Annotated in this window: 20 protein-coding genes; 14 read left to right on the top strand and 6 right to left on the bottom strand. The window is 59.5% G+C overall.

Annotation, left to right across the window (positions count from 1 at the left end; genetic code table 11):
• Positions 1-269: 269 nt before the first annotated feature.
• The 3 genes from N6L25_RS12795 to N6L25_RS12805 all read right to left on the bottom strand — a co-directional run bounded on the left by N6L25_RS12795 (position 270) and on the right by N6L25_RS12805 (position 1,822).
• The gene (locus N6L25_RS12795; protein ID WP_271980961.1) at positions 270-560 is read right to left on the bottom strand and encodes a PilZ domain-containing protein; all 291 of its coding nucleotides are present in this window, start codon (positions 558-560) and stop codon (positions 270-272) included.
• A 187-nt stretch (positions 561-747) separates the two neighbouring features.
• Entirely contained in the window at positions 748-1,419 is a 672-nt protein-coding gene (locus tag N6L25_RS12800; RefSeq protein WP_271980963.1) for a TIGR04211 family SH3 domain-containing protein, read from the bottom strand.
• A gap of 103 nt (positions 1,420-1,522) precedes the next feature.
• Positions 1,523-1,822, bottom strand: coding sequence for a YciI family protein (locus N6L25_RS12805; RefSeq protein ID WP_271980965.1), 300 nt, complete (start codon positions 1,820-1,822; stop codon positions 1,523-1,525).
• Positions 1,823-1,919: 97 nt separating this feature from the next.
• On the opposite strand from N6L25_RS12805, the gene N6L25_RS12810 reads away from it, so the two are divergent.
• A complete protein-coding gene (locus N6L25_RS12810; RefSeq protein ID WP_271980967.1) occupies positions 1,920-2,795 on the top strand; it encodes a PHP domain-containing protein in 876 nt (291 codons plus the stop codon).
• On the opposite strand, the gene N6L25_RS12815 is transcribed toward N6L25_RS12810, so the two are convergent.
• Positions 2,792-3,331, bottom strand: coding sequence for a YecA/YgfB family protein (locus N6L25_RS12815; RefSeq protein ID WP_271980969.1), 540 nt, complete (start codon positions 3,329-3,331; stop codon positions 2,792-2,794). The genes N6L25_RS12810 and N6L25_RS12815 overlap by 4 nt on opposite strands.
• A gap of 3 nt (positions 3,332-3,334) precedes the next feature.
• Positions 3,335-6,493: a ribonuclease E gene (rne, locus tag N6L25_RS12820; RefSeq protein ID WP_271980971.1), complete on the bottom strand. Its 3,159-nt coding sequence runs from the start codon at positions 6,491-6,493 to the stop codon at positions 3,335-3,337.
• 708 nt (positions 6,494-7,201) lie between these two features.
• Here rne and rluC point away from each other — a divergent pair.
• Genes rluC through N6L25_RS12835 form a run of 3 tightly spaced genes read left to right on the top strand, consistent with a single transcriptional unit; the run spans position 7,202 to position 9,975 of the window.
• The gene (gene rluC, locus N6L25_RS12825) at positions 7,202-8,212 is read left to right on the top strand and encodes a 23S rRNA pseudouridine(955/2504/2580) synthase RluC (RefSeq protein ID WP_271980973.1); all 1,011 of its coding nucleotides are present in this window, start codon (positions 7,202-7,204) and stop codon (positions 8,210-8,212) included.
• A 39-nt stretch (positions 8,213-8,251) separates the two neighbouring features.
• A complete protein-coding gene (locus tag N6L25_RS12830; RefSeq protein WP_271980975.1) occupies positions 8,252-8,902 on the top strand; it encodes an HAD family hydrolase in 651 nt (216 codons plus the stop codon).
• Positions 8,903-8,961: 59 nt separating this feature from the next.
• On the top strand, positions 8,962-9,975 hold the full coding sequence (locus N6L25_RS12835) for a S49 family peptidase (protein WP_271980977.1): 1,014 nt from the start codon (positions 8,962-8,964) through the stop codon (positions 9,973-9,975).
• On the opposite strand, the gene N6L25_RS12840 is transcribed toward N6L25_RS12835, so the two are convergent.
• Positions 9,951-10,568, bottom strand: a complete 618-nt coding sequence (locus N6L25_RS12840) for a Maf family protein (RefSeq protein WP_271980979.1) — start codon at positions 10,566-10,568, stop codon at positions 9,951-9,953. The two genes, N6L25_RS12835 and N6L25_RS12840, sit on opposite strands and share 25 nt — an antisense overlap.
• Positions 10,569-10,732: 164 nt before the next feature.
• Between N6L25_RS12840 and N6L25_RS12845 the strand changes: the two genes are divergently transcribed.
• From N6L25_RS12845 to tmk, 10 genes are all read left to right on the top strand, one after another.
• Positions 10,733-11,278, top strand: coding sequence for a YceD family protein (locus N6L25_RS12845; protein WP_271980981.1), 546 nt, complete (start codon positions 10,733-10,735; stop codon positions 11,276-11,278).
• An 85-nt stretch (positions 11,279-11,363) separates the two neighbouring features.
• Complete coding sequence (gene rpmF / locus N6L25_RS12850) at positions 11,364-11,543, top strand: 50S ribosomal protein L32 (RefSeq protein ID WP_271980983.1); 180 nt, start codon at positions 11,364-11,366, stop codon at positions 11,541-11,543.
• 41 nt (positions 11,544-11,584) lie between these two features.
• The gene (gene plsX / locus N6L25_RS12855; RefSeq protein WP_442915245.1) at positions 11,585-12,586 is read left to right on the top strand and encodes a phosphate acyltransferase PlsX; all 1,002 of its coding nucleotides are present in this window, start codon (positions 11,585-11,587) and stop codon (positions 12,584-12,586) included.
• A 117-nt stretch (positions 12,587-12,703) separates the two neighbouring features.
• A complete protein-coding gene (fabD, locus tag N6L25_RS12860; RefSeq protein ID WP_271980987.1) occupies positions 12,704-13,642 on the top strand; it encodes an ACP S-malonyltransferase in 939 nt (312 codons plus the stop codon).
• Positions 13,643-13,704: 62 nt separating this feature from the next.
• On the top strand, positions 13,705-14,448 hold the full coding sequence (gene fabG / locus N6L25_RS12865; RefSeq protein WP_271980989.1) for a 3-oxoacyl-ACP reductase FabG: 744 nt from the start codon (positions 13,705-13,707) through the stop codon (positions 14,446-14,448).
• A 150-nt stretch (positions 14,449-14,598) separates the two neighbouring features.
• On the top strand, positions 14,599-14,832 hold the full coding sequence (acpP, locus tag N6L25_RS12870) for an acyl carrier protein (RefSeq protein WP_092021478.1): 234 nt from the start codon (positions 14,599-14,601) through the stop codon (positions 14,830-14,832).
• A 116-nt stretch (positions 14,833-14,948) separates the two neighbouring features.
• Positions 14,949-16,190: a beta-ketoacyl-ACP synthase II gene (fabF, locus tag N6L25_RS12875; RefSeq protein ID WP_271980994.1), complete on the top strand. Its 1,242-nt coding sequence runs from the start codon at positions 14,949-14,951 to the stop codon at positions 16,188-16,190.
• A 14-nt stretch (positions 16,191-16,204) separates the two neighbouring features.
• Positions 16,205-17,008 carry an aminotransferase class IV gene (locus N6L25_RS12880; RefSeq protein WP_271980996.1) on the top strand — a complete coding sequence of 268 codons (804 nt, stop codon included), beginning with the start codon at positions 16,205-16,207 and terminating at the stop codon, positions 17,006-17,008.
• Entirely contained in the window at positions 17,008-18,069 is a 1,062-nt protein-coding gene (gene mltG / locus N6L25_RS12885; RefSeq protein WP_271980998.1) for an endolytic transglycosylase MltG, read from the top strand. Before N6L25_RS12880 ends, mltG begins: the two co-directional genes overlap by 1 nt.
• The gene (gene tmk, locus N6L25_RS12890; RefSeq protein ID WP_271981000.1) at positions 18,066-18,695 is read left to right on the top strand and encodes a dTMP kinase; all 630 of its coding nucleotides are present in this window, start codon (positions 18,066-18,068) and stop codon (positions 18,693-18,695) included. The genes mltG and tmk overlap by 4 nt, the downstream gene beginning before the upstream one ends.
• Positions 18,696-18,975: the final 280 nt, after the last annotated feature.

Here is an 18,975-nt window from a genome sequence, read left to right on the forward strand (position 1 = left end):
GATTTACCTGCTGGGGACTGAGCTCCGCCAGTAGCGAGTACAGCCTTGCGGTGCTCAGCTACAACCTGATGCGGGCGATCAACATTCTGGGTGTGAAAGGTATGCTGGCCAGGCTCGCCTGACAGCGATTTTTGCCGGATCTGAGCCCATTCAGGTCGGACGCCTGGAACGAAAAATGCCCCGGAGAGAGTCCGGGGCATTTTTGCTTGGCCGCCTGAAGGCTGTATAACTCGTTTTTACACAGCCTCCTATGGGCCGCTTTTTCCGTTTTAGCGTTTCACCTGTACGATGGACAGACCCAGCAGATAACCGTCGGCGCTGGGCGTGCAACGCACCACCTTGCTGATGGTTTCCAGGGGCGGGAACCGGTCGCTGGTGGTCGGCAACAGGGTGTGCACTTCGGCCCCTTCTTCAAGGGCTTCGCTCACCAGAAGCTGCATTCCCGTGCCGCTTAGATCCCGGCAAATGGCGGTAAATGATCGGCCAAGGCTATCCGTAATCTGGATGCCGGAATCCAGCTGCATCCGGTAGTAATCCCGTTTTTCCGAGTAGTCCTTCATGCTCATCGACATCCCAGCACCCTCGTATGTGTTGTCTCTTATATATAAGATGCATTTTGGCTGCGGTCAAAGAACGGGATGATATAAAAAAAGCGAAAACCCCCTATTTAGTGGGATTTCGCTTTTGGGGGTGGCATATATTGTGGGTTGCACCGCATTCAGCGGATTAGCGTCCCCGCTGGCTCAATCAGGCCCAGTTATCGGCCTTCTTGGACGGCTTCAGCATCGGAATGATCAAGGCCAACAGGATGCCCAGCAGGACCAGGCCGGCTCCGAGCAGCATGAAGTCCGATTCGCTCTTGGTTTCCAAGCGTTCCTTTTCTGCCGTTAATACTTCCACATCGTTGCGTAGGCGCTGGTTCTCTTCCTGTAGCTCCGAGTTGCGCTGATTGATGTTCAGTGCGTTGGCGGAAATGGATTTGAGGTTGGCCAGCTCTTCGCTGAGGGACTGGGCGCGGGTCTCAAGCGTACTCTCCGAGGTTGCCAGCTGGTTACGCTCGTCCTTCAGTTGCTGGAGCTCACCCCGCAGGGCGTCCAGTTGAGTCCGAGCCTGCTGCAGTTCTCGGTTGGCCCGAACCAGCCGGTCCCGGGCGATGGGGGTGTCGGTCAGATAGCGGGTAATGACCCAGCCCTCGGTGCCGTCCTGAGTACGGACACGGCTGTATCCGGACTCGCTGGTTTCAATCAGTTCGACCGGGGTGCCGCTGGTCAGCCCGCTACGAAGGATCCGAAACTGATTGCCTTCGCCACTTCGGACGTTGATTTGAAGGGTGTCATCGATATACATGGTCTTTGCCTGGGCATGGGCGCCCACGGCCAAGCAAAAAAGTGTGCAGACGATCAGGCGAATTGCAGTCACGTGTGTCTTTCCCTGAGTTTCAATTTAGAACGCTAATTTTGTCACAGCCGTACCTTCAATCAAGGTAAGCGGTATTACAAAAAACTCATCCAAGGATTCGGGGCTAAGGCAGCACCGGCTTGAACGGCTTGACCGTTACTGCCTGGTAGACACCGGCCTCAACGTAGGGGTCCGCGTCGGCCCAATGACAGGCCTCCTCCAACGACGGGAACTCAGCGATCACCAGGCTGCCGGTAAAGCCTGCATCGCCCGGGTCCGGGGTGTCGAGTGCCGGGTGGGGGCCGGCGACCAGCAACCGGCCTTCGTCTCTAAGCGCTTCCAGGCGAGCCAGGTGGGCGGGGCGGGCGTTTTTACGCAACGGCAGGCTGTTGTCCACATCTTCACTGATGATGGCGTAATACATGGAATTCTCCCTGACATGAATTTCATCGCCGGACGCATACAGTGCTCCGTGCGGCTGGTACACTGTAGCTCCGAACCCTTTGTCTAATTGAGTAGCCGTGACTATACCCCAAGGCTCGACCTTCTGCATTGATCTCCACTGCCACAGCACCGCCTCGGACGGCACCCTCAGTCCGCAGGCACTGGTTCAACGCGCCAGCGAGCAGGGCGTTAGTCATCTGGCGCTGACCGACCACGACACCATCGAAGGGCTGGCGGAGGCACGTGAACATGCCGGCGCTCTGGGGCTGTCCATCATCAACGGGGTGGAGTTGTCCTGCGTCTGGCATCGCCAGACCATTCATGTGGTGGGATTGGATTTTGACCACCGGGACCCAGAGTTTCTGGCGGTCCTGGCGAGTCAGCACGAAAATCGCTGGCGGCGTGCCCGGAAAATTGCCGAACGACTTTCCCGAAAGGACCCGGAACCGCTACTCACCCTGGCGACAGAGAAAGCCGGGGGCGATGTGCCTGGGCGTCCGCACTTCGCCCGGGCGCTGATCGAGCAGGGCGTGGTCAGTGATATGAACCAGGCGTTCAACCGTCACCTCGGCGCCGGCAAGCCCGGGGATGTTAAGGCATTCTGGCCGGAGTTGGCGGAGGTGGTACGCTGGGTTGCCGCGGCTGGAGGTATCGCCGTGGTCGCGCATCCCCGCAAGTACAAGCTGACGGCAACGAAGCTGAGAAACCTGGTAGCGGATTTCAAGCGTGCGGGTGGCCGTGCCATTGAGGTGTCCACCTCGGGACAGCAGTCCGGTGATCTCGGTTTTCTGGCAGAGTTATGTCGGCGGGAGGAGCTTTGGGCCTCTCAGGGCAGCGATTTCCATTTCCCGGGGGCGCCCTGGTGTGAGCTGGGACGAATGGAAAAGCTGCCAGCAGGTCTGGAGCCTGTCTGGCAGCATTTTCGTCAGCCGTTGGAGGTAGCCTCAGCTTAAGCCGGGGCGTGGAACAACAGGTAGAGGTCGGTCAGTGAGTCCGGGATGGCATCGGCCATCTGCTTGCTCAACTTTTCGCTCTCGCGCACCTTTTGGAAGTCCTCGTCATCGAACAATCCTGACAGGGTCATCATCGGCACCAACAAATTGGCGGTGTCCTCTTCGTGAATCTCCAGCCATTGCTCTTCGTTTTCCAGGAAGGTGTCGACAAAACCCGCGCACCAGTTCTCCAGGGCATTCATCGGATCGCCGTCTTCCGGTTCCGGCAGTTCCAGAGGCAGCCCCATATCCAGTGCTGAGCGCATGCTGTCAGCCAGCTTTTCGACGGCCTGGCTGAACACTTCCGGCACGCCAGCCGGGGGCGGTTGATCCACCCCCGTGGCGAGCCGGAAGACGTCGGCAACCTGAAGGGCTGCCGGGCCCACCACGCTGGCACAGATCACGCCATGCAGGCCGAAGAAGTCCAGTGCGTCGTCCCCCCAGGGTTCGGCAAACAGGATGTCTTCCACGGCTTCAATCTCTGCATTGCTGAGCATGAATCAGTTCCCCTCGGCTTTTTTGGCCGCTTCCGCTGCCTGCTGGCGCTTGCGTACTTCCCGTGGGTCATTGTAGGCCCGACCCGGTGTGACCGGCGGTTCCGCCGGCTTGGATTCGGCCGGAGCCGGCTTGGGCTCGGCCTGGACGCTCTCCGTTGCTGGCTTGGCGGCAACCTCTGGCTTGACCTGAGCCGGTTCTGTTGCCGGTTGCTTGGGTTCGGGCTTGTCCTCGGCGTCCGGCTTCTTGGCGGCCGGCGCCTTGGCTTCGGCCGTCTTTGCTGCCGGCTTGGCTGGCTTCGGTTTCGGCTCGCCTTTGCTCTTGGCGTTGTCAGCGGCTTTCGCCGGCTCGTCATCGCTCTTGGCGCTGTCAGCGGGCTTCGCCGGCGCTTTTGGCGCCTGATCGGCGGCCTTGGCCTTCGGTGTTGTATCCGCCTCGACGGGCTTGACCTCCGGGGTTGCCGTGGTTGAGCTCGGTTGCGCGGATTTGGCGCCCTTGCTGTCGTCGCTGGCGGTATCTGCCTTGCGCGCGGGTTGCGCTGGCGATGTCTCCGCGGCCATCGGCTTGGCCTCTTTGGCCTCAGGCTTGGAGTCCTTGGTCTCAGGCTTGGACGACTGAGGTTTGGCCTCGACTTTTTCGGTGGTCGGGGCTTCGGTCGCCGCTGGCGCCTTGGCGGCGGACTTTCTCTCCGTCGGAGCGGACTCCGGCTTGCCTTTGGTGGCTTCGCCGTTGGTGTCCTTCACAGGCGCTGCCTGCTTTTCGGGTTTGCTGCCTGCGCCAGCCTGTTTGTCGGCTTTGGCCTGCTCTGGGGCTTCACTCCTTGGGGCTTCGGCTTTGGCCGCGTCAGGTTTGGACGCCTTGGGCGCTGCACTATCGGCCTTGGCGGTGCTTTCCTGGGCCTTTTCCGGTTGGGTGTCCTTTTGGTGCTTCTCTAGCCGCTCCGCTTTGCGTTCCGCTGGCGCGCTGCCTGGCTTGTCTGCCGGTGAGCCGTCACGGTTGCGCTGGCGGCGAGGCTTGCGGGGCTTGTCGGCTGCGCTGTCTGGCCCTTGCGCCTCCTGCTTGTCCCGGTTTCCGCCTTGGGCTTTGCGTTCCTGGCCACGGCCACCGGAGGTCTTGCGTTGCTCGTCGCTGTCGCGGCGGGCTTCGGCGGGTTGCTGACCTTGGCCTTGACCTTGACCCTTGCCACGACCGCGTCCACGACCACCGTCCTGCTGACGGCCATCTCTGCCGCCACCCTTGGCTCCACGACCGCGACCTTGGCTCTCTTCACCACGGCCCTGGGCCTGACCTTGCGGCTTGCGGCGCTCTTGACCGCTGCGTTTGTCCTGACTGTCATCGACCTTGGCGACCCGGGACTTGCGACGGTCCTGGCGGTCTTGGTTGCGGCGATCACCCGGACGGGCCGGCTGGCGCTTGCTGGTGGTGGTTTCCTGGGGCGATTCGCCACGGAAGAACTCGGCGATCTTCCGGCCTAGTCGGCGGAACAGACCTTCATCCTGGCTTGCTTCGGCGACGGCTTCCGCTTGCTGGCTGGCGGGAGCGGGGGCCGGGGCCGTCGGACGGACGGCCTTCACCGCGGCTTCCTGACGCGCCGGTTGTTCGCGGGCTGCAATCACTTCGGTGATTTCGTCTTCGCGCTCGGAGTACTCCATTGCGACCTGGTAGCTGGAGACTCGTTCCGGACCCGTTTCATCGTCGCGAACGCGAATGATTTCGAAGTTCGGAGTCTCATGGTGAGGGGAGGGAACAACGACAATGCTGACGCTCTGGCGGGCTTCGATATCGGCCAGCTGCTTGCGCTTTTCGTTCAGCAGGAACGTTGCCACCACCACCGGGACAATGGCTCGGACTTCGCCGGTTTTTTCCTTGGAAGATTCTTCGTAGATCAGGCGCATGATGCTCAGCGCCAGGGATTCAATGCCCCGGATGGTGCCTTGGCCGTTACAGCGGGGGCAAACTTCGCTGCGAGTCTCGCCCAGGGAGGGGCGCAGCCTTTGCCGCGACATTTCCAGCAGGCCGAAGCGGGAGATCTTGCCCACCTGAACCCGAGCACGGTCCAGTTCGAGGGCTTCGCGGACCTTGTTTTCCACTTCCCGCTGGTGTTTGGCCGGCGTCATATCGATGAAATCGATGACAATCAGGCCGCCCATGTCCCGCAGACGAAGCTGGCGGGCGATTTCCTCGGCCGCTTCGAGGTTGGTTTGCAGCGCGGTCTCTTCAATATCCTGGCCCTTGGTGGCGCGAGAGGAGTTGATATCGATAGAGACCAGGGCCTCGGTGGGGTCGATCACGATGGAGCCACCAGAGGGGAGTTTCACCTCGCGCTGGAAAGCGGTCTCGATCTGGCCCTCGATCTGGTAGCGGCTGAACAGGGGGATTTCGTCCTGGTACAGCTTGATCTTGTTTTCGAACGTCGGCATGACCGCGCGGACGAAGTTGAGCACATCTTCATGGACGATGGCGGAGTCAATCTGAACCTCACCAATGTCCTGGCGCAAGTAGTCCCGGATCGCCCGGATAATCACGTTGCTTTCCTGGTGGATCAGGAACGGAGCCTTACGTTCGCCAGCGGCCTGAGTAATGGCTTCCCAGAACTGCACCAGGTAATCCAGATCCCACTGCAGCTCTTCGGTACTGCGGCCGATGCCTGCGGTACGCACGATGATGCCCATGGTCTTGGGAACCTGAACGCCAGACATCGCTTCTTTGAGTTGTGCCCGCTCTTCACCCTCGATGCGACGGGAGATGCCGCCGGCGCGGGAATTGTTGGGCATCAGTACCAGATAGCGTCCGGCGAGAGAGATGAATGTGGTCAAGGCGGCGCCCTTGTTGCCGCGCTCTTCCTTGTCAACCTGAACGATGACTTCCTGGCCTTCGGAGACCACATCTTTGATGTTGATCTTGCCTTCAATCTCGCCAGGAGATTTCTTGAAGTATTCTTTGGAGATTTCTTTCAGTGGGAGGAAGCCGTGGCGCTCGGCGCCAAAGTCAACAAAAGCGGCCTCCAGGCTGGGCTCAACGCGGGTGATGCGTCCCTTGTAGACGTTGGCTTTTTTCTGTTCCCGCGTACTTGATTCAATATCCAGGTCGAACAGGCGCTGGCCATCGACCAAAGCGACCCGCAACTCCTCAGGGTGAGTTGCATTGATTAGCATTCTTTTCATGGAAAGAATTGGTTCCTGTCGTTGTTGGGACAGAAAACCGGGAGGGTGGCATCTGCGAAGCAGAACGGGCGTGCCGCCAATAACCTCTACGGGCGGTCAGACAAATCAGATGGTTACGGAGTCAATCTCCGTTCGACTGAAATAACAGCAGACCATCCTTAAGCCAAAAAGCTGGGGGTGGTTCTGTCGTGTTCGTGTCTGTTCACGCATGTTGTTCGTATTCATTTTTCACGCGGGCGCCTGGGTCTCATGTCATACTGGTTTGCTGGACGGCCCGGTCCTGCGTGTTGATAATTCTTCGCGATGTTTCCCGTCGGTTTTCCGCACGGTTATCAGCATTCTTCCGGGGTGATGATGCCTTCGGTTAACCGAAGACTCAGGGCACTCTGCGGAAGCATTTCGCGCACTGCAGCCAGTCAAGATCGGTGTGCAGGCGCTGAAACTTTCTTGTCGGCGTTCAAACTGCCTATTCGTATCGGTATACTTCTGCCGCTCCGGCGATGGGCAATGTGGCCGTGCCGTAGACAAACGGTAGAGCACGCCGGAATATAACAGTAAATGTCGGACCCATCAATCCCGTACAACCGGGGGGACCGTCACCGCTCCAATCATACAGCGTTAATAGTCCGACAGGGTGTTATGTCCCGAGGTTCCAGCAAAAAACCGAGTACCGGCTCACATCCGGCCCGTCGTCCCCAGGTTTCGACAGTGAGCGCCGAGGGCGAACGTTCTGCCGTTCGTTGGGTGACTGTGGGCGAAGACAATCACGGTCAGCGGGTGGACAACTTTCTCCTTGCCCAGCTCAGGGGGGTTCCCAAGAGTGTTGTCTACCGTATTGTTCGCAAGGGCGAAGTCAGGGTTAATAAAGGGCGGGTCAAGCCGGATACCCGGCTCAAGTCCGGCGATCAGGTGCGGATACCGCCCGTAACCCAAAAGAAAAAGGAGGTGGCGGTTCTGCCGGGTGCGCGGGTTCAGGAGGTGATGGAGAGCGCCATCGTCTTCGAGAATGACGACATGTTGGTGGTGAATAAGCCCGCCGGTATCGCAGTACACGGGGGGAGCGGTCTCGATTTTGGTCTGATCGAGGTGTTGCGGGCAGCGCGACCTCAGGGGCGTTTTCTGGAGTTGGTGCATCGACTCGACCGGGACACGTCAGGCTTGATCATGGTCGCCAAGAAGCGTTCAGCCTTGCGTTTCCTGCAGGATGAGCTGCGCCATAAGCGGATTCGCAAGCATTACCATGCCCTGGTGGCGGGCGTTTGGCCGGCCGCAGTGGATCGGGTGGCCGCGCCGTTGCTCCGTTACGAGCTGAGCAACGGCGAGCGCCGGGTTAGAGTGGATGATGAAGGTAAAGAATCGCTGACCACCTACCGGGTGCTGACGGTGTATGCTGGCTACAGTCTGGTGCAGGCGTCGCCGGTGACCGGACGTACTCACCAGATTCGGGTGCACAGCGCTTACGCGGGTCACCCCATTGCCGGTGATGACAAGTATATGGATGACGCCAGTCTTAAGGCGTTCCGGGCCGAAGGCGGGCGGCGCTTGATGCTCCACGCGTTTGCCCTGGAGTTTGCATTGCCCGGTTCAGGCGATGCAATGCGTCTGGAAGCGCCCTACGACGAGCCGTTCGGTGTCATGCTGGAGAAACTGGCGCTGCGTCCTGGTATCAATGCTTCAGGCGCCAATGCCCAGGACATCAACAACAAGCGGACGAGCTGATCGTCCGTGGTCTTTCATCGCAGTCAGGTTGAGGTTGCTGTGGCACAGCACAAAGTGGTTATTTTCGATTGGGACGGCACCCTGGTGGATTCCGTGGACCACATTGCGGAAAGTCTGCACCAGGCGGCAACGGACCTTGGATTTCCCGCGCTTGAGCGGGAAGCCTACCGGGATATTATCGGTTTGGGCATGGTTGAGGCGCTGGAGACTCTGTATCCGGGGATTACCCGGGAAGAGATGCGGGGCATCCGCGATAACTATGGGCGCTATTTTTTCGCCAAGATGACCACGCCGCAGAATGTGTTTGAGGGCATGACCGAGGTACTGGTCGACCTGAAGGCGTCGGGCCGCGGCTGTGCGGTCGCCACCGGCAAAAGCCGGCGTGGACTCGACAGCGCTCTGCAAAGCAGCGGGCTGGGTGTTCATTTCGATCTGACCCGCTGTGCCGATGAGACCCGCTCCAAGCCGGACCCGGCCATGTTGCTGGAGATCCTGGAGTTCTATGGTCTCGACGCCTCTGAGGCGGTGATGGTTGGCGATACCCGTTACGACCTGGAAATGGCCCAGCGCATCGGCATGCCGGCCATTGGGGTTGAGTGGGGGGTTCATAAGCGGGATGTGCTCAACGGGTACGGCCCCCATGCGGTGGTGGAGTCGGTGGCGACGCTCAGGGCTGTGCTTGGGCTTTAGTCGTGCCGGAGTTCATTGGCATTGGGGATGGGATCAACACTTAATGACAGGATGCAGCGATGTCGGAATGGGATGGTGACAAGCAGTCAGGCTGGGGCGAGCCGGAAGGAGGCAGGCCGGTGAGGGTCTCCGGTGGCGAGTCGGGCAGGGATTGGAAGCTGATCGAGAAGCTGGTGATGTCGCTGCAGACAGAGCAGCGCAAGAGCCGCCGTTGGGGGGTGTTTTTCAAGCTGCTCACCTTCGTGTATCTGTTCGTGCTGTTGTTCGCGTTTATGTTTCCAATGGGGGAGGGCATGAAGCCGTCCATTGGCGAGCACACCGCATTGATTGAGATCAACGGCACCATTGCGGCGAACGAGTTGGCCAGTGCTGATAACATGGTGGGTGCGTTGCGTGAGGCCTTTGAGGAAAAGTCCGCCAAAGCCATTGTGTTGAGGATCAACAGTCCGGGTGGGAGTCCGGTGCAGGCTGGCTACGTCTATGACGAGATTCGTCGTCTCAGGGAGGAGTATCCCGAGAAGAAAGTGTATGCGGTGATTGTCGATATTGGTGCTTCCGGTGCCTATTACATTGCCGCTGCGGCTGATGAGATCTATGCCGACAAGGCGAGTCTGGTCGGCTCCATTGGTGTTGTGGGCGGTGGCTTCGGATTTACCGGACTGATGGACAAGCTTGGCCTTGAGCGGCGCCTGTACACGGCCGGTGAAAATAAAGCGTTTCTTGATCCTTTCTCGCCCGAAAAGGAGAGTGAAGTGGCGTTCTGGCAGCAAGTGCTGGAGACCACGCATCGTCAGTTTATCGAGCAGGTCCGCCAGGGGCGCGGTGATCGGCTGGTGGAGACGGACGAGCTGTTCAGTGGGCTGGTTTGGAGTGGAGAGCAGGCTCAGGCGTTGGGGCTGGTGGACGGGCTGGGTAGTACCTCCCAGGTGGCACGGGATGTTGTCGGCCATGAAAAGCTGGTGGATTACACCCGCGGAGGCTCCAAGCTGGATGATCTCATTCGGCGCTTTGGCGTGTCGCTGGGGGCCGGCTTCGCCGATCAGTTGGTTCAGTCCCGGCTGGAATTGCGGTAGGCCGCCGCCAGCGGTTCAAGGTTCCAGGCTCGTAGCAAGTCGCACAGGCCAATAAGCGGCAGGCCGATGAGGCTGTTGGGATCCCGTCCCGTCAGTTTGGAAAACAGCGCAATACCCAGTCCCTCCATGCGGAAACTGCCGGCACAGTCGTAGGGAGTCTCGGTGCGCAGGTAGTGCTCGACATCGTCGCGGCTCAGTGTCCGGAAGGTCACCTCAAAGGCTTCGCACAGGGTGTTCGTCTGTCCGCTGGCGGAATCCAGGAGCGCAAGGCCCGTCAGGAAACGCACGGTGTGCCCGCTGCATCGGGTAAGCTGGTCGACGGCGCGGCCGTGATCGCCGGGCTTAGTCAGAATGCTGCCGTCTGGCAGGGTGGCGACCTGATCCGAGCCGATGATCCAGTGATTGGGATATTGGGTTGCCAGGGCCTGGGCCTTCTCGGTGGCGAGTCGAACGGTGAGCTGCCCGGCGCTTTCGTTGGGCTGTCGGGACTCGTCGATGTCCGGGCTGGCGTGGTCAAACGGGAGGCCGAGCCGGCTCAGCAGTTGCCGCCGGTAGGGCGACGAGGAGGCGAGTACAAGCGGTTTGGCGGGCATTCGAGCGTCCTCCCGGGTTGGTGTTGATGCGGGCTATACTACCCTTATTGTGTCGGCAATGTTACGTGCCGAACGCTGCACCTTGTTGAATTTCACGGCGCTGGCCCGGATTTGTTAACGAAGTCTTTGACACCGGCGGGTCAGCCCCCTAAAATTGCGCGCCTATGTCAAACGCCGAATTGCCAAAGACCGTCGATCCTTACAAACTCGCGGAGCAGAGCAGCGTTCTGGAAGGCCGGGTTCCCCTTAAAGCCCTGGATCGTTTTTCTGACTGTGTGGCTGGGATTGCTGAAGGTGGGCAATGTCAGGTCTCGCTCGCGTTCTCTATGGATGATGAGCGTCGCCGTGTGGTGTCTGGAGAGCTGGAAGCCGAAGTCGAGCTTGAGTGCCAGCGTTGTATGACTCCGATGCAGGCGACCCTGACATCTCAGTTCCGGCTAGGGTTGGTGACCAGTGATGAGCAGGCCCAACGGTTGCCCAAAGAGCTGGAGCCGTTTCTGACGGACGAGTTCAGTGCCAACCTGTGGACCCTGGTGGAAGACGAGCTATTGCTGGTCTTGCCGCCTTTCCCGGTGCATGCGTTGGGTGATTGCCCAGCCAGGGAGCAGCTGCAGGAACTGGAAGCGGGCGATTCGGAGCCCGTAGCTTCAGCACCGAAGCGGGAAAACCCGTTCAGCGTGCTGGCCGGGCTTAAGACGAAAAAGCATTAAATACGCAGGCGCAGGCGCTCTCTTGTTGGCGCGCCGGGACGCTGTTTTTTACGAACGCTAGTTTTACAAGGTCAGGAGCATAATCATGGCTGTACAGCAAAACCGAAAGACCCGCTCTAAGCGCGGTATGCGCCGCTCTCACGATGCACTGGGCACCGCGACTCTGTCCACCGATGCCACCACCGGCGAGATTCATCGTCGCCACCACGTCTCTGCCGACGGCTTCTACCGTGGCAAGCAGGTGGTTGAAGCGCGCGACGAGTAATCGTTGCGTCTTAAGCTGCATCCATGCCTGACGGACCAGCGGTGAACTCAGTCACCATTGCCGTCGATGCCATGAGTGGCGACCGAGGGCCGGCAATCACCGTGTCGGCCGCTCTCGATGCAGTGCGCGAAAACGAGGCCTTGAGTATTGTTCTGGTTGGAATCCAGAGCGAGCTCGAGGCCTTGTTGCGTGAGGGCCACCCTCGAATTCGAATCGAGGAGGCTGTCGACGTGGTGCGAATGAACGAGCGCCCCTCCCACGCGATTCGTCATAAACAGAATTCCTCCATGGCGGTCACCCTGCGTCTGGTGCGCGATGGCGTTGCCCAGGGTTGTGTCAGTGCTGGCAATACCGGAGCCTTGATGGCCTTTGGTCGCTCCATTATCCGCATGTACCCCGGCATTGAACGTCCCGCCATCACCAAGTTGATTCCTTCTCTGCGTGGTCAGTGTCATGTGCTCGACTTGGGCGCTAACGTGGACGCCAGTGCGGAGAATCTTTACCAGTTTGCGCTCATGGGCTCGTTGATGGCGTCTGCCATCAGCAATTTGCCGGAGCCCAGGGTTGCTCTGCTCAACGTCGGCGAAGAAGAGATCAAGGGCAATGAGCAGGTTCGTCTTGCCTCCCATCTTCTGGCCCAGTGTGACAGTGTGAATTACATCGGTTATGTCGAGGGCAGTGATCTGTTCCGCAACGTCGCCGACGTGGTGGTGTGCGACGGCTTCGTAGGCAATATTGCGCTAAAGACCGGCGAGGGAGTTGCCGGGCTGCTGATCGAGCTGTTGGAGCAAGCGTTTACCCGGGGTGTTTATGGTCGCTTTGTTGGTTGGCTCGCCAGGCCAATACTCGGCCGTTTGTTGCGCCTGATGGATCCGTCCCGTCACAATGGAGCAAGTTTGCTCGGTCTGCAGGGTGTGGTGATCAAAAGCCATGGTAATGCCAATGAGCGGGCAATGTTGTCCGCGATCCGTCAGGCGGCTCGTGAAGTGGAAATGGAAGTGCCCAGTCGCATCAATGCCCGCCTGGATGACCTGATGATCTGATCATCGCCTGCGACCAATGTCCAAGATCTTTCCCTCGGAACGCAATGGTTGTTGTAATACTTGCCTTGTACTATTGGCTAATCTCCTGAAATGCTCATTAACGGTAAGATTCCAACTATGAAAACAGCCTTTATTTTTCCTGGTCAGGGTTCTCAATCAGTCGGCATGCTGGGCGATGCAGTCGCTCACTGGCCGATGATTGAACAGACGTTTGCCGAGGCATCCGAGGTTCTGGGGTATGACCTTTGGCATTTATGTCAGAACGGACCTGCTGAAGAATTGAATCAAACCATGGTGACGCAGCCGGCATTGCTGACCGCGAGCATAGCTCTGTGGCGGCAATGGTGTGTGCTCGATGGAGGCCGGCCCGATTTTGTCGCTGGTCACAGCCTGGGCGAGTACAGTGCCTTGGTCGCGGCTGAAAGCCTGGACTTTGTCGATGCGGTCAAGCTGGTTCGTCTGCGTGGCGAGCTGATGCAAGACGCGGTTCCGGCCGGCGAGGGACGTATGGCGGCCATCCTGGGATTGGAAGATAACGATGTGGTGGCAGCCTGCGAAGAAGCCGCTGGCAGCGACGTGGTCTCCGCGGTGAATTTCAACGCCCCTGGGCAGGTGGTTATTGCCGGTGCGGCTGCTGCCGTGGAGCGGGCTATCGCGGTCTGCAAGGACAAGGGGGCCCGTAAGGCCATGCCACTGCCGGTCAGCGTGCCGTCGCACTGCGCGCTGATGAAGGGAGCTGCCGAAGAGCTGGAAAAAGCGCTTGATGAAGTGAGCTTTAATGATGCTGTCATCCCGGTGGTGCAGAATGTGTCCGCGCTTTCTGGCCAGGATCGCGACACCCTGAAGGCCAATCTGGTTCGCCAGTTGTATTCTCCTGTGCTGTGGACCGACTCCATCCGCAAGCTGGTCTCAGAGGAGGTCTCTGTCGCGGTGGAGTGTGGCGCGGGCAAGGTGCTGGCTGGATTAGTGAAGCGTATTGATCGAGGCTTGGCAGTGCATGGGATTGAAACTCCGGATGGGTTAGACGCCGCCATCAAGGCCTTTGCCCAGGCGTGACCCTATAGGCGGGGCCTGGCCCCATACCGACCGGATACACATAGAAAGCAAGGGAGCTATCCATGTCTCTAGAAGGAAAGATTGCGCTGGTAACCGGTGCAACTCGCGGCATAGGCAAGGCCATCGCGTTGGCGCTGGCAGCCCAGGGCGCGCGAGTGGTGGGCACCGCAACCAGCGCCGAAGGTGCGGAGACGATTACCGATCACCTGAAATCGGCAGGGTACGATGGCTTCGGCATCGTCATGAACGTTGCCGATTCGCAAAGCATCGAAGCCGGGCTCAAACAAGTCGCGGAAGAGGCGGGAGCGCCGGCCATCCTGGTGAACAACGCCGGCATAACCCGGGATAACCTGCTGCTTCGGTTGAAAGACGACGACTGGTCGGATGTTATTGAAACCAATCTGGCCAGCGTGTTCCGTCTCAGCAAGGCGGTGCTGAGGGGCATGGCCAAGGCTCGCTGGGGCCGGATTATCAACGTCAGTTCGGTGGTGGCTGGTATGGGCAACCCCGGCCAGGCGAACTATTGCGCTGCGAAGGCGGGTGTTGAAGGCTTTACTCGCAGTCTGGCTAAAGAGATGTCCAATCGCGGAATTACCGCGAACTGTGTGGCTCCGGGCTTTATCGACACCGATATGACGCGAAAACTGGACGATAAGCAGCGCGAGTCTATGATGGAAGTCATACCGGCCGGTCGACTCGGCGAGCCGGAGGAAGTTGCCGCCGTGGTGGCTTTCCTGGCCTCGGAGGCCGCGGGGTATGTCACCGGTGAAACCATTCACGTCAATGGTGGCATGTACATGGGATAATGCTTGCGTGACGATGGTTATAACGGAACTATGGTTGTAATCCCTTGTTGCACAAGATGTTAGACAGTTTGTTCGCTTGTTTGCGAATGGGCTTTAAACTAAACTGGCAATCCAATATGTTGCTTGGTTTGAAATCAAAGTGAGGAAATTATGAGTACAGTTGAAGAGCGCGTGAAGAAGATCGTTTGTGAACAACTGGGCGTGAAAGAGTCCGAAGTTCAAAGCACATCTTCTTTTGTAGAGGACCTTGGCGCTGACTCACTGGACACCGTTGAGCTGGTCATGGCGCTCGAAGAAGAGTTTGAGACCGAGATCCCTGACGAGGAAGCGGAAAAGCTGGCCAGTGTTCAGGACGCGATCGACTACATCGTCGCGCACACCTGATACTCCGCTCGATTTATACGCCAAGCAGAAGCCGTCCTGAGCAGTACCTACGGGACGGCTTTTTTATGGCCGCAATGTCGCTTGAATCAGATGAATGGACTTAGGTGAAGGGTGTTATGGCTGAACGACGTGTTGTGATTACGGGCTTGGGCATGCTTTCCCCCTTGGGGAACGACGTGGCCACATCATGGGAGGGCATCAAGGCAGGCCGCAGCGGTATTGGCCTGATCGACCGCTTCGATGCCGCAGACTACAACACCAAGATCGGCGGAGCGGTTAAGGACCTGGATATCTCGCCTTACTTGTCGCCGAAGGACGCTCGCAAAATGGATGCGTTCATCCACTACGGGCTGATCGCCTCTCAGCAGGCGGTGGAAGACAGCGGGCTGAATCGTTTTGAAGCCCTGGACCCGGACCGGGTGGGGGTTGCCATCGGTTCTGGTATCGGCGGCCTGGAATTCATCGAAAAGAACGTCATCGCGCTGTCCGAGAACGGGCCGCGCAAGGTGTCGCCCTTTTTTGTGCCGGCGTCGGTTATCAATATGATTTCCGGTAACGTGGCCATCAAATTTGGCTACCAGGGACCGAACATCGCGATTACCACCGCCTGCACAACCGGGACCCATAACATCGGTTATGCGGCCCGTACCATCGCATACGGCGACGCCGATGTCATGCTGGCCGGCGGCGCGGAAATGGCCACCACTCGCACGGGGATTGCCGCCTTCTCCGCCGCCAGGGCGCTGTCCACCCGTAATGACGAGCCGCAAAAGGCCAGTCGTCCATGGGATAAAGACAGGGACGGGTTTGTGCTCAGCGACGGCGCCGGTGTGCTGGTGCTTGAGGAGCTGGAGCACGCCAAGGCCCGGGGAGCGGAAATTTACGGCGAGGTCATCGGCTTTGGGATGAGTGATGACGCCCACCACATCACTGCGCCATCCGGCAAGGGCGCTGAGAAAGCCATGCAGAACGCCCTTCGCGACGCTGGGCTGGCACCGGCGGAGGTGGATTACATCAACGCTCATGGAACCTCGACCCAGATTGGCGACGTGGCCGAAGTGGAAGCGGTCAAGAACGTGTTTGGCGACCATGCCGGCAAGTTGGCGATGAGCAGCACCAAGTCCATGACCGGGCATCTGTTGGGCGCTGCGGGGGCGGTAGAGGCCATTTTTTCGGTGTTGGCGGTTCGTGAGGGCGTGTTGCCTCCGACCATCAATCTGGAGAATCCGGACCAAGGCTGTGATCTTGACTTTGTGGCCAATCAGAGCCGGCAGGCCGATGTTAAGGTGGCTCTGTCCAATTCGTTTGGCTTCGGCGGTACCAACGGTACGCTGATCTTCCGTCGGTATGACGACTGAGTGATGCCGTGGTAATGCTCGTTTGGGCCGAGCAGGCCCCGATTGACGCAAGCGATCGGGGGCTTGCCTACGGTGACGGGGTGTTTGAAACCATCCGGGTGTACCGGGGCGGGCCCATCCTGTTGCGCCAGCATCTGCATCGCATGCTGATGGGCGCGCGACGGCTGGGAATTGCCCTCACAGGCGATCAGTTGGCGGATTCCGTTGCGCAGGCACTTGCGCGTTATGCCGCTAGCGACGACTGGGTACTGAAGCTGATTCTCACCCGTGGCAGTGGTGGCCGAGGCTATGTGCCGTCCAGCGTCGGCGAACCTTGTCTGATTTGCTCTCGCCATGACACGCCGGCGCAGCCCGATTCCTCCGGGGTAATTGCCCAGGTGGCCCAGCATCCCCTGGTGGTCAATCCGGCATTGGCCGGGCTCAAATCCCTTAACCGGCTTGACCAGGTGATGGCCAGCATGGAATTGCGCCCTGGGGTCTATGACGTGCTGTTGACCGATGGGGCGGGGCGGCTGCTGGAAGGCGGGCGTACCAATGTGCTGTTACACCACCAGTCCGGCTGGATGACTCCGCCGGTGCGTTCTGTGGCGGTTCACGGCATCATGTTGGATTATGTCACCGCGAGTTTGCAAGCGGCTGGCAGGCCTGTACGAGAACGGCCAATCCCGCTGTCGATGCTGAACCGACCCGGCTGTCTGGGCCTGTACTTGCTCAATAGCGTAGTCGGTGTGGTACCAGTTCGCAGGGTTGGTTGCCAGCATTTGCCAATTGACCGCACCCTTGCGACAATTTGCGCTCCACTGACCAGTCTGAAGTAATGCCTTTGTTTAGAACCTTTCTGATCGCCCTTGTTTGTACCCTGGTCCTCGCCGCAGCTGGTAGTGCCCTTTGGCTGTGGCAGGGGCTGAAAACCCTGGATGCCCCTGTCACCCTGACTGAACCGGTCTTGTTCGACGTGCCTCAGGGCATGGCCTTTTCCCAGGTGGCCCGCCAGCTTGAGCGAGTTGGTTTGGTGGACCGGAGCCTTTGGCTGCGGATCCATGGTCGCCTGTTCCCCGATCAGACCCAGATCAAAGCCGGCGAGTACGAGTTTACCGATGGCATGAGTGGCAACGATATGCTGCAGGCCATGCTGACAGGGGATACCAAAAGCTGGAGCATGCAATTCATCGAGGGCTGGACCTTCAAGGATGTGCGTGCGGCTCTTGCTGCCAGCAACCGGCTGCGTCATGTCACCTCACAATGGACTGATGAGCAGATCATGGCGGCACTGGGCGCGGATGGTGAACATCCAGAGGGTCGCTTTTTTCCCGACACCTACCTTTTCTCCAGTCAGGATTCCGACCTGGACCTGCTCCGGCGGGCTTTCGAGACGATGAACCGGGTGCTGGCCGAGGAGTGGTCGCAGCGCGCCGAGGGCCTGCCCTACGACCGGCCCTACGAAGCCCTGATCATGGCTTCCATTGTCGAGCGCGAAACCGGGGTGGCCTATGAGCGTGGTGAAATTGCGGGAGTTTTTGTTCGCCGGCTGCGAAAGGGCATGCGCCTGCAAACCGATCCCACGGTCATCTATGGCATGGGCGACAGCTACAACGGCCGTATCGGCAGCCGTGACCTGCGCCGTTACACTCCTTACAATACCTACCGCATCGACGGCTTGCCGCCGACACCCATTGCGTTGCCCGGACGGGAAGCGATTCATGCGTCCCTGCACCCGGCGGACGGCCGCACGCTCTATTTTGTCGCCCGGGGCGATGGCACCCACAAGTTTTCGGCGACGCTGGCCGAACACCAGCAGGCGGTCAGGCAATTCCAGTTGAACCGCCGCGCCAACTATCGGTCCTTCCCACCACCACAGCAGCCTGGAACCCAGCAGTGACTCAACGCGGCCAGTTCATCACCTTCGAGGGCACCGAGGGTGTCGGCAAATCCACTCAGATTGCCCAGGCTGAAGCCGTCCTGCGGGAGCAGGGTATTGCCGTGGAGGTGACCCGGGAGCCTGGCGGTACACCCATGGCGGAATTGATCCGGGAGTTGCTGCTTGCGCCCCGGGAGGAGTCGGTGCATGAAACCACCGAACTGTTGCTGATGTTTGCTGCCCGCGCCCAGCATTTGCACAACCGAATCCTGCCAGCGCTGGCCGACGGCCGATGGGTTTTGTGCGACCGATTTACCGACGCCACCTTTGCGTACCAGGGCGGCGGTCGCGGGGTTTCAAGTGATCGCATCGCCATGCTGGAGACTCTGGTTCAAGGCGAAGTGCGACCCGACCACGTGATTGTGCTGGACGCGCCTGTTGAAACGGGCATGGCCAGAGCCGCGAAACGGGGACAGCTCGACCGCTTTGAGCAGGAAGAGGTGGCTTTTTTCGAGCGTATCCGGCAATGCTATCTGGATCGGGTCCGTGACAACCCCGGCCGCTATCATGTGGTGGATGCGTCGTCCCCATTGGAAGCGGTCTCCGAGCAGGTGCGCGCCCTGTTGATGCGTTTGATCCAGTCGTAATCCACCGTTTTACTTTATCCCTGGGCTATCACGGCGTCGCCGTCCAGGCGTGACCTGCACCGCTGGCCGCCTCTGTGTCCCTGATTGTCACCGCCGATTCGGCCGCTTTCCCACCTATACGTACAATTGCCCGTTGTCTCCGCTGGACGGATTACACAGACTGCGCCGAGCAGATCGCCTTGCCGCTGCTGCCCATGCCGGCGCTCCAGGCGGTCAACGGCCTGGGTGTTTTATGTACAATTCGCCGATTTCTGCTTTAATGAAAACAGGTTACCGTCTC

Source organism: Marinobacter sp. SS21 (genome assembly GCF_028369065.1).
Classification (GTDB): Bacteria; Pseudomonadota; Gammaproteobacteria; order Pseudomonadales; family Oleiphilaceae; genus Marinobacter.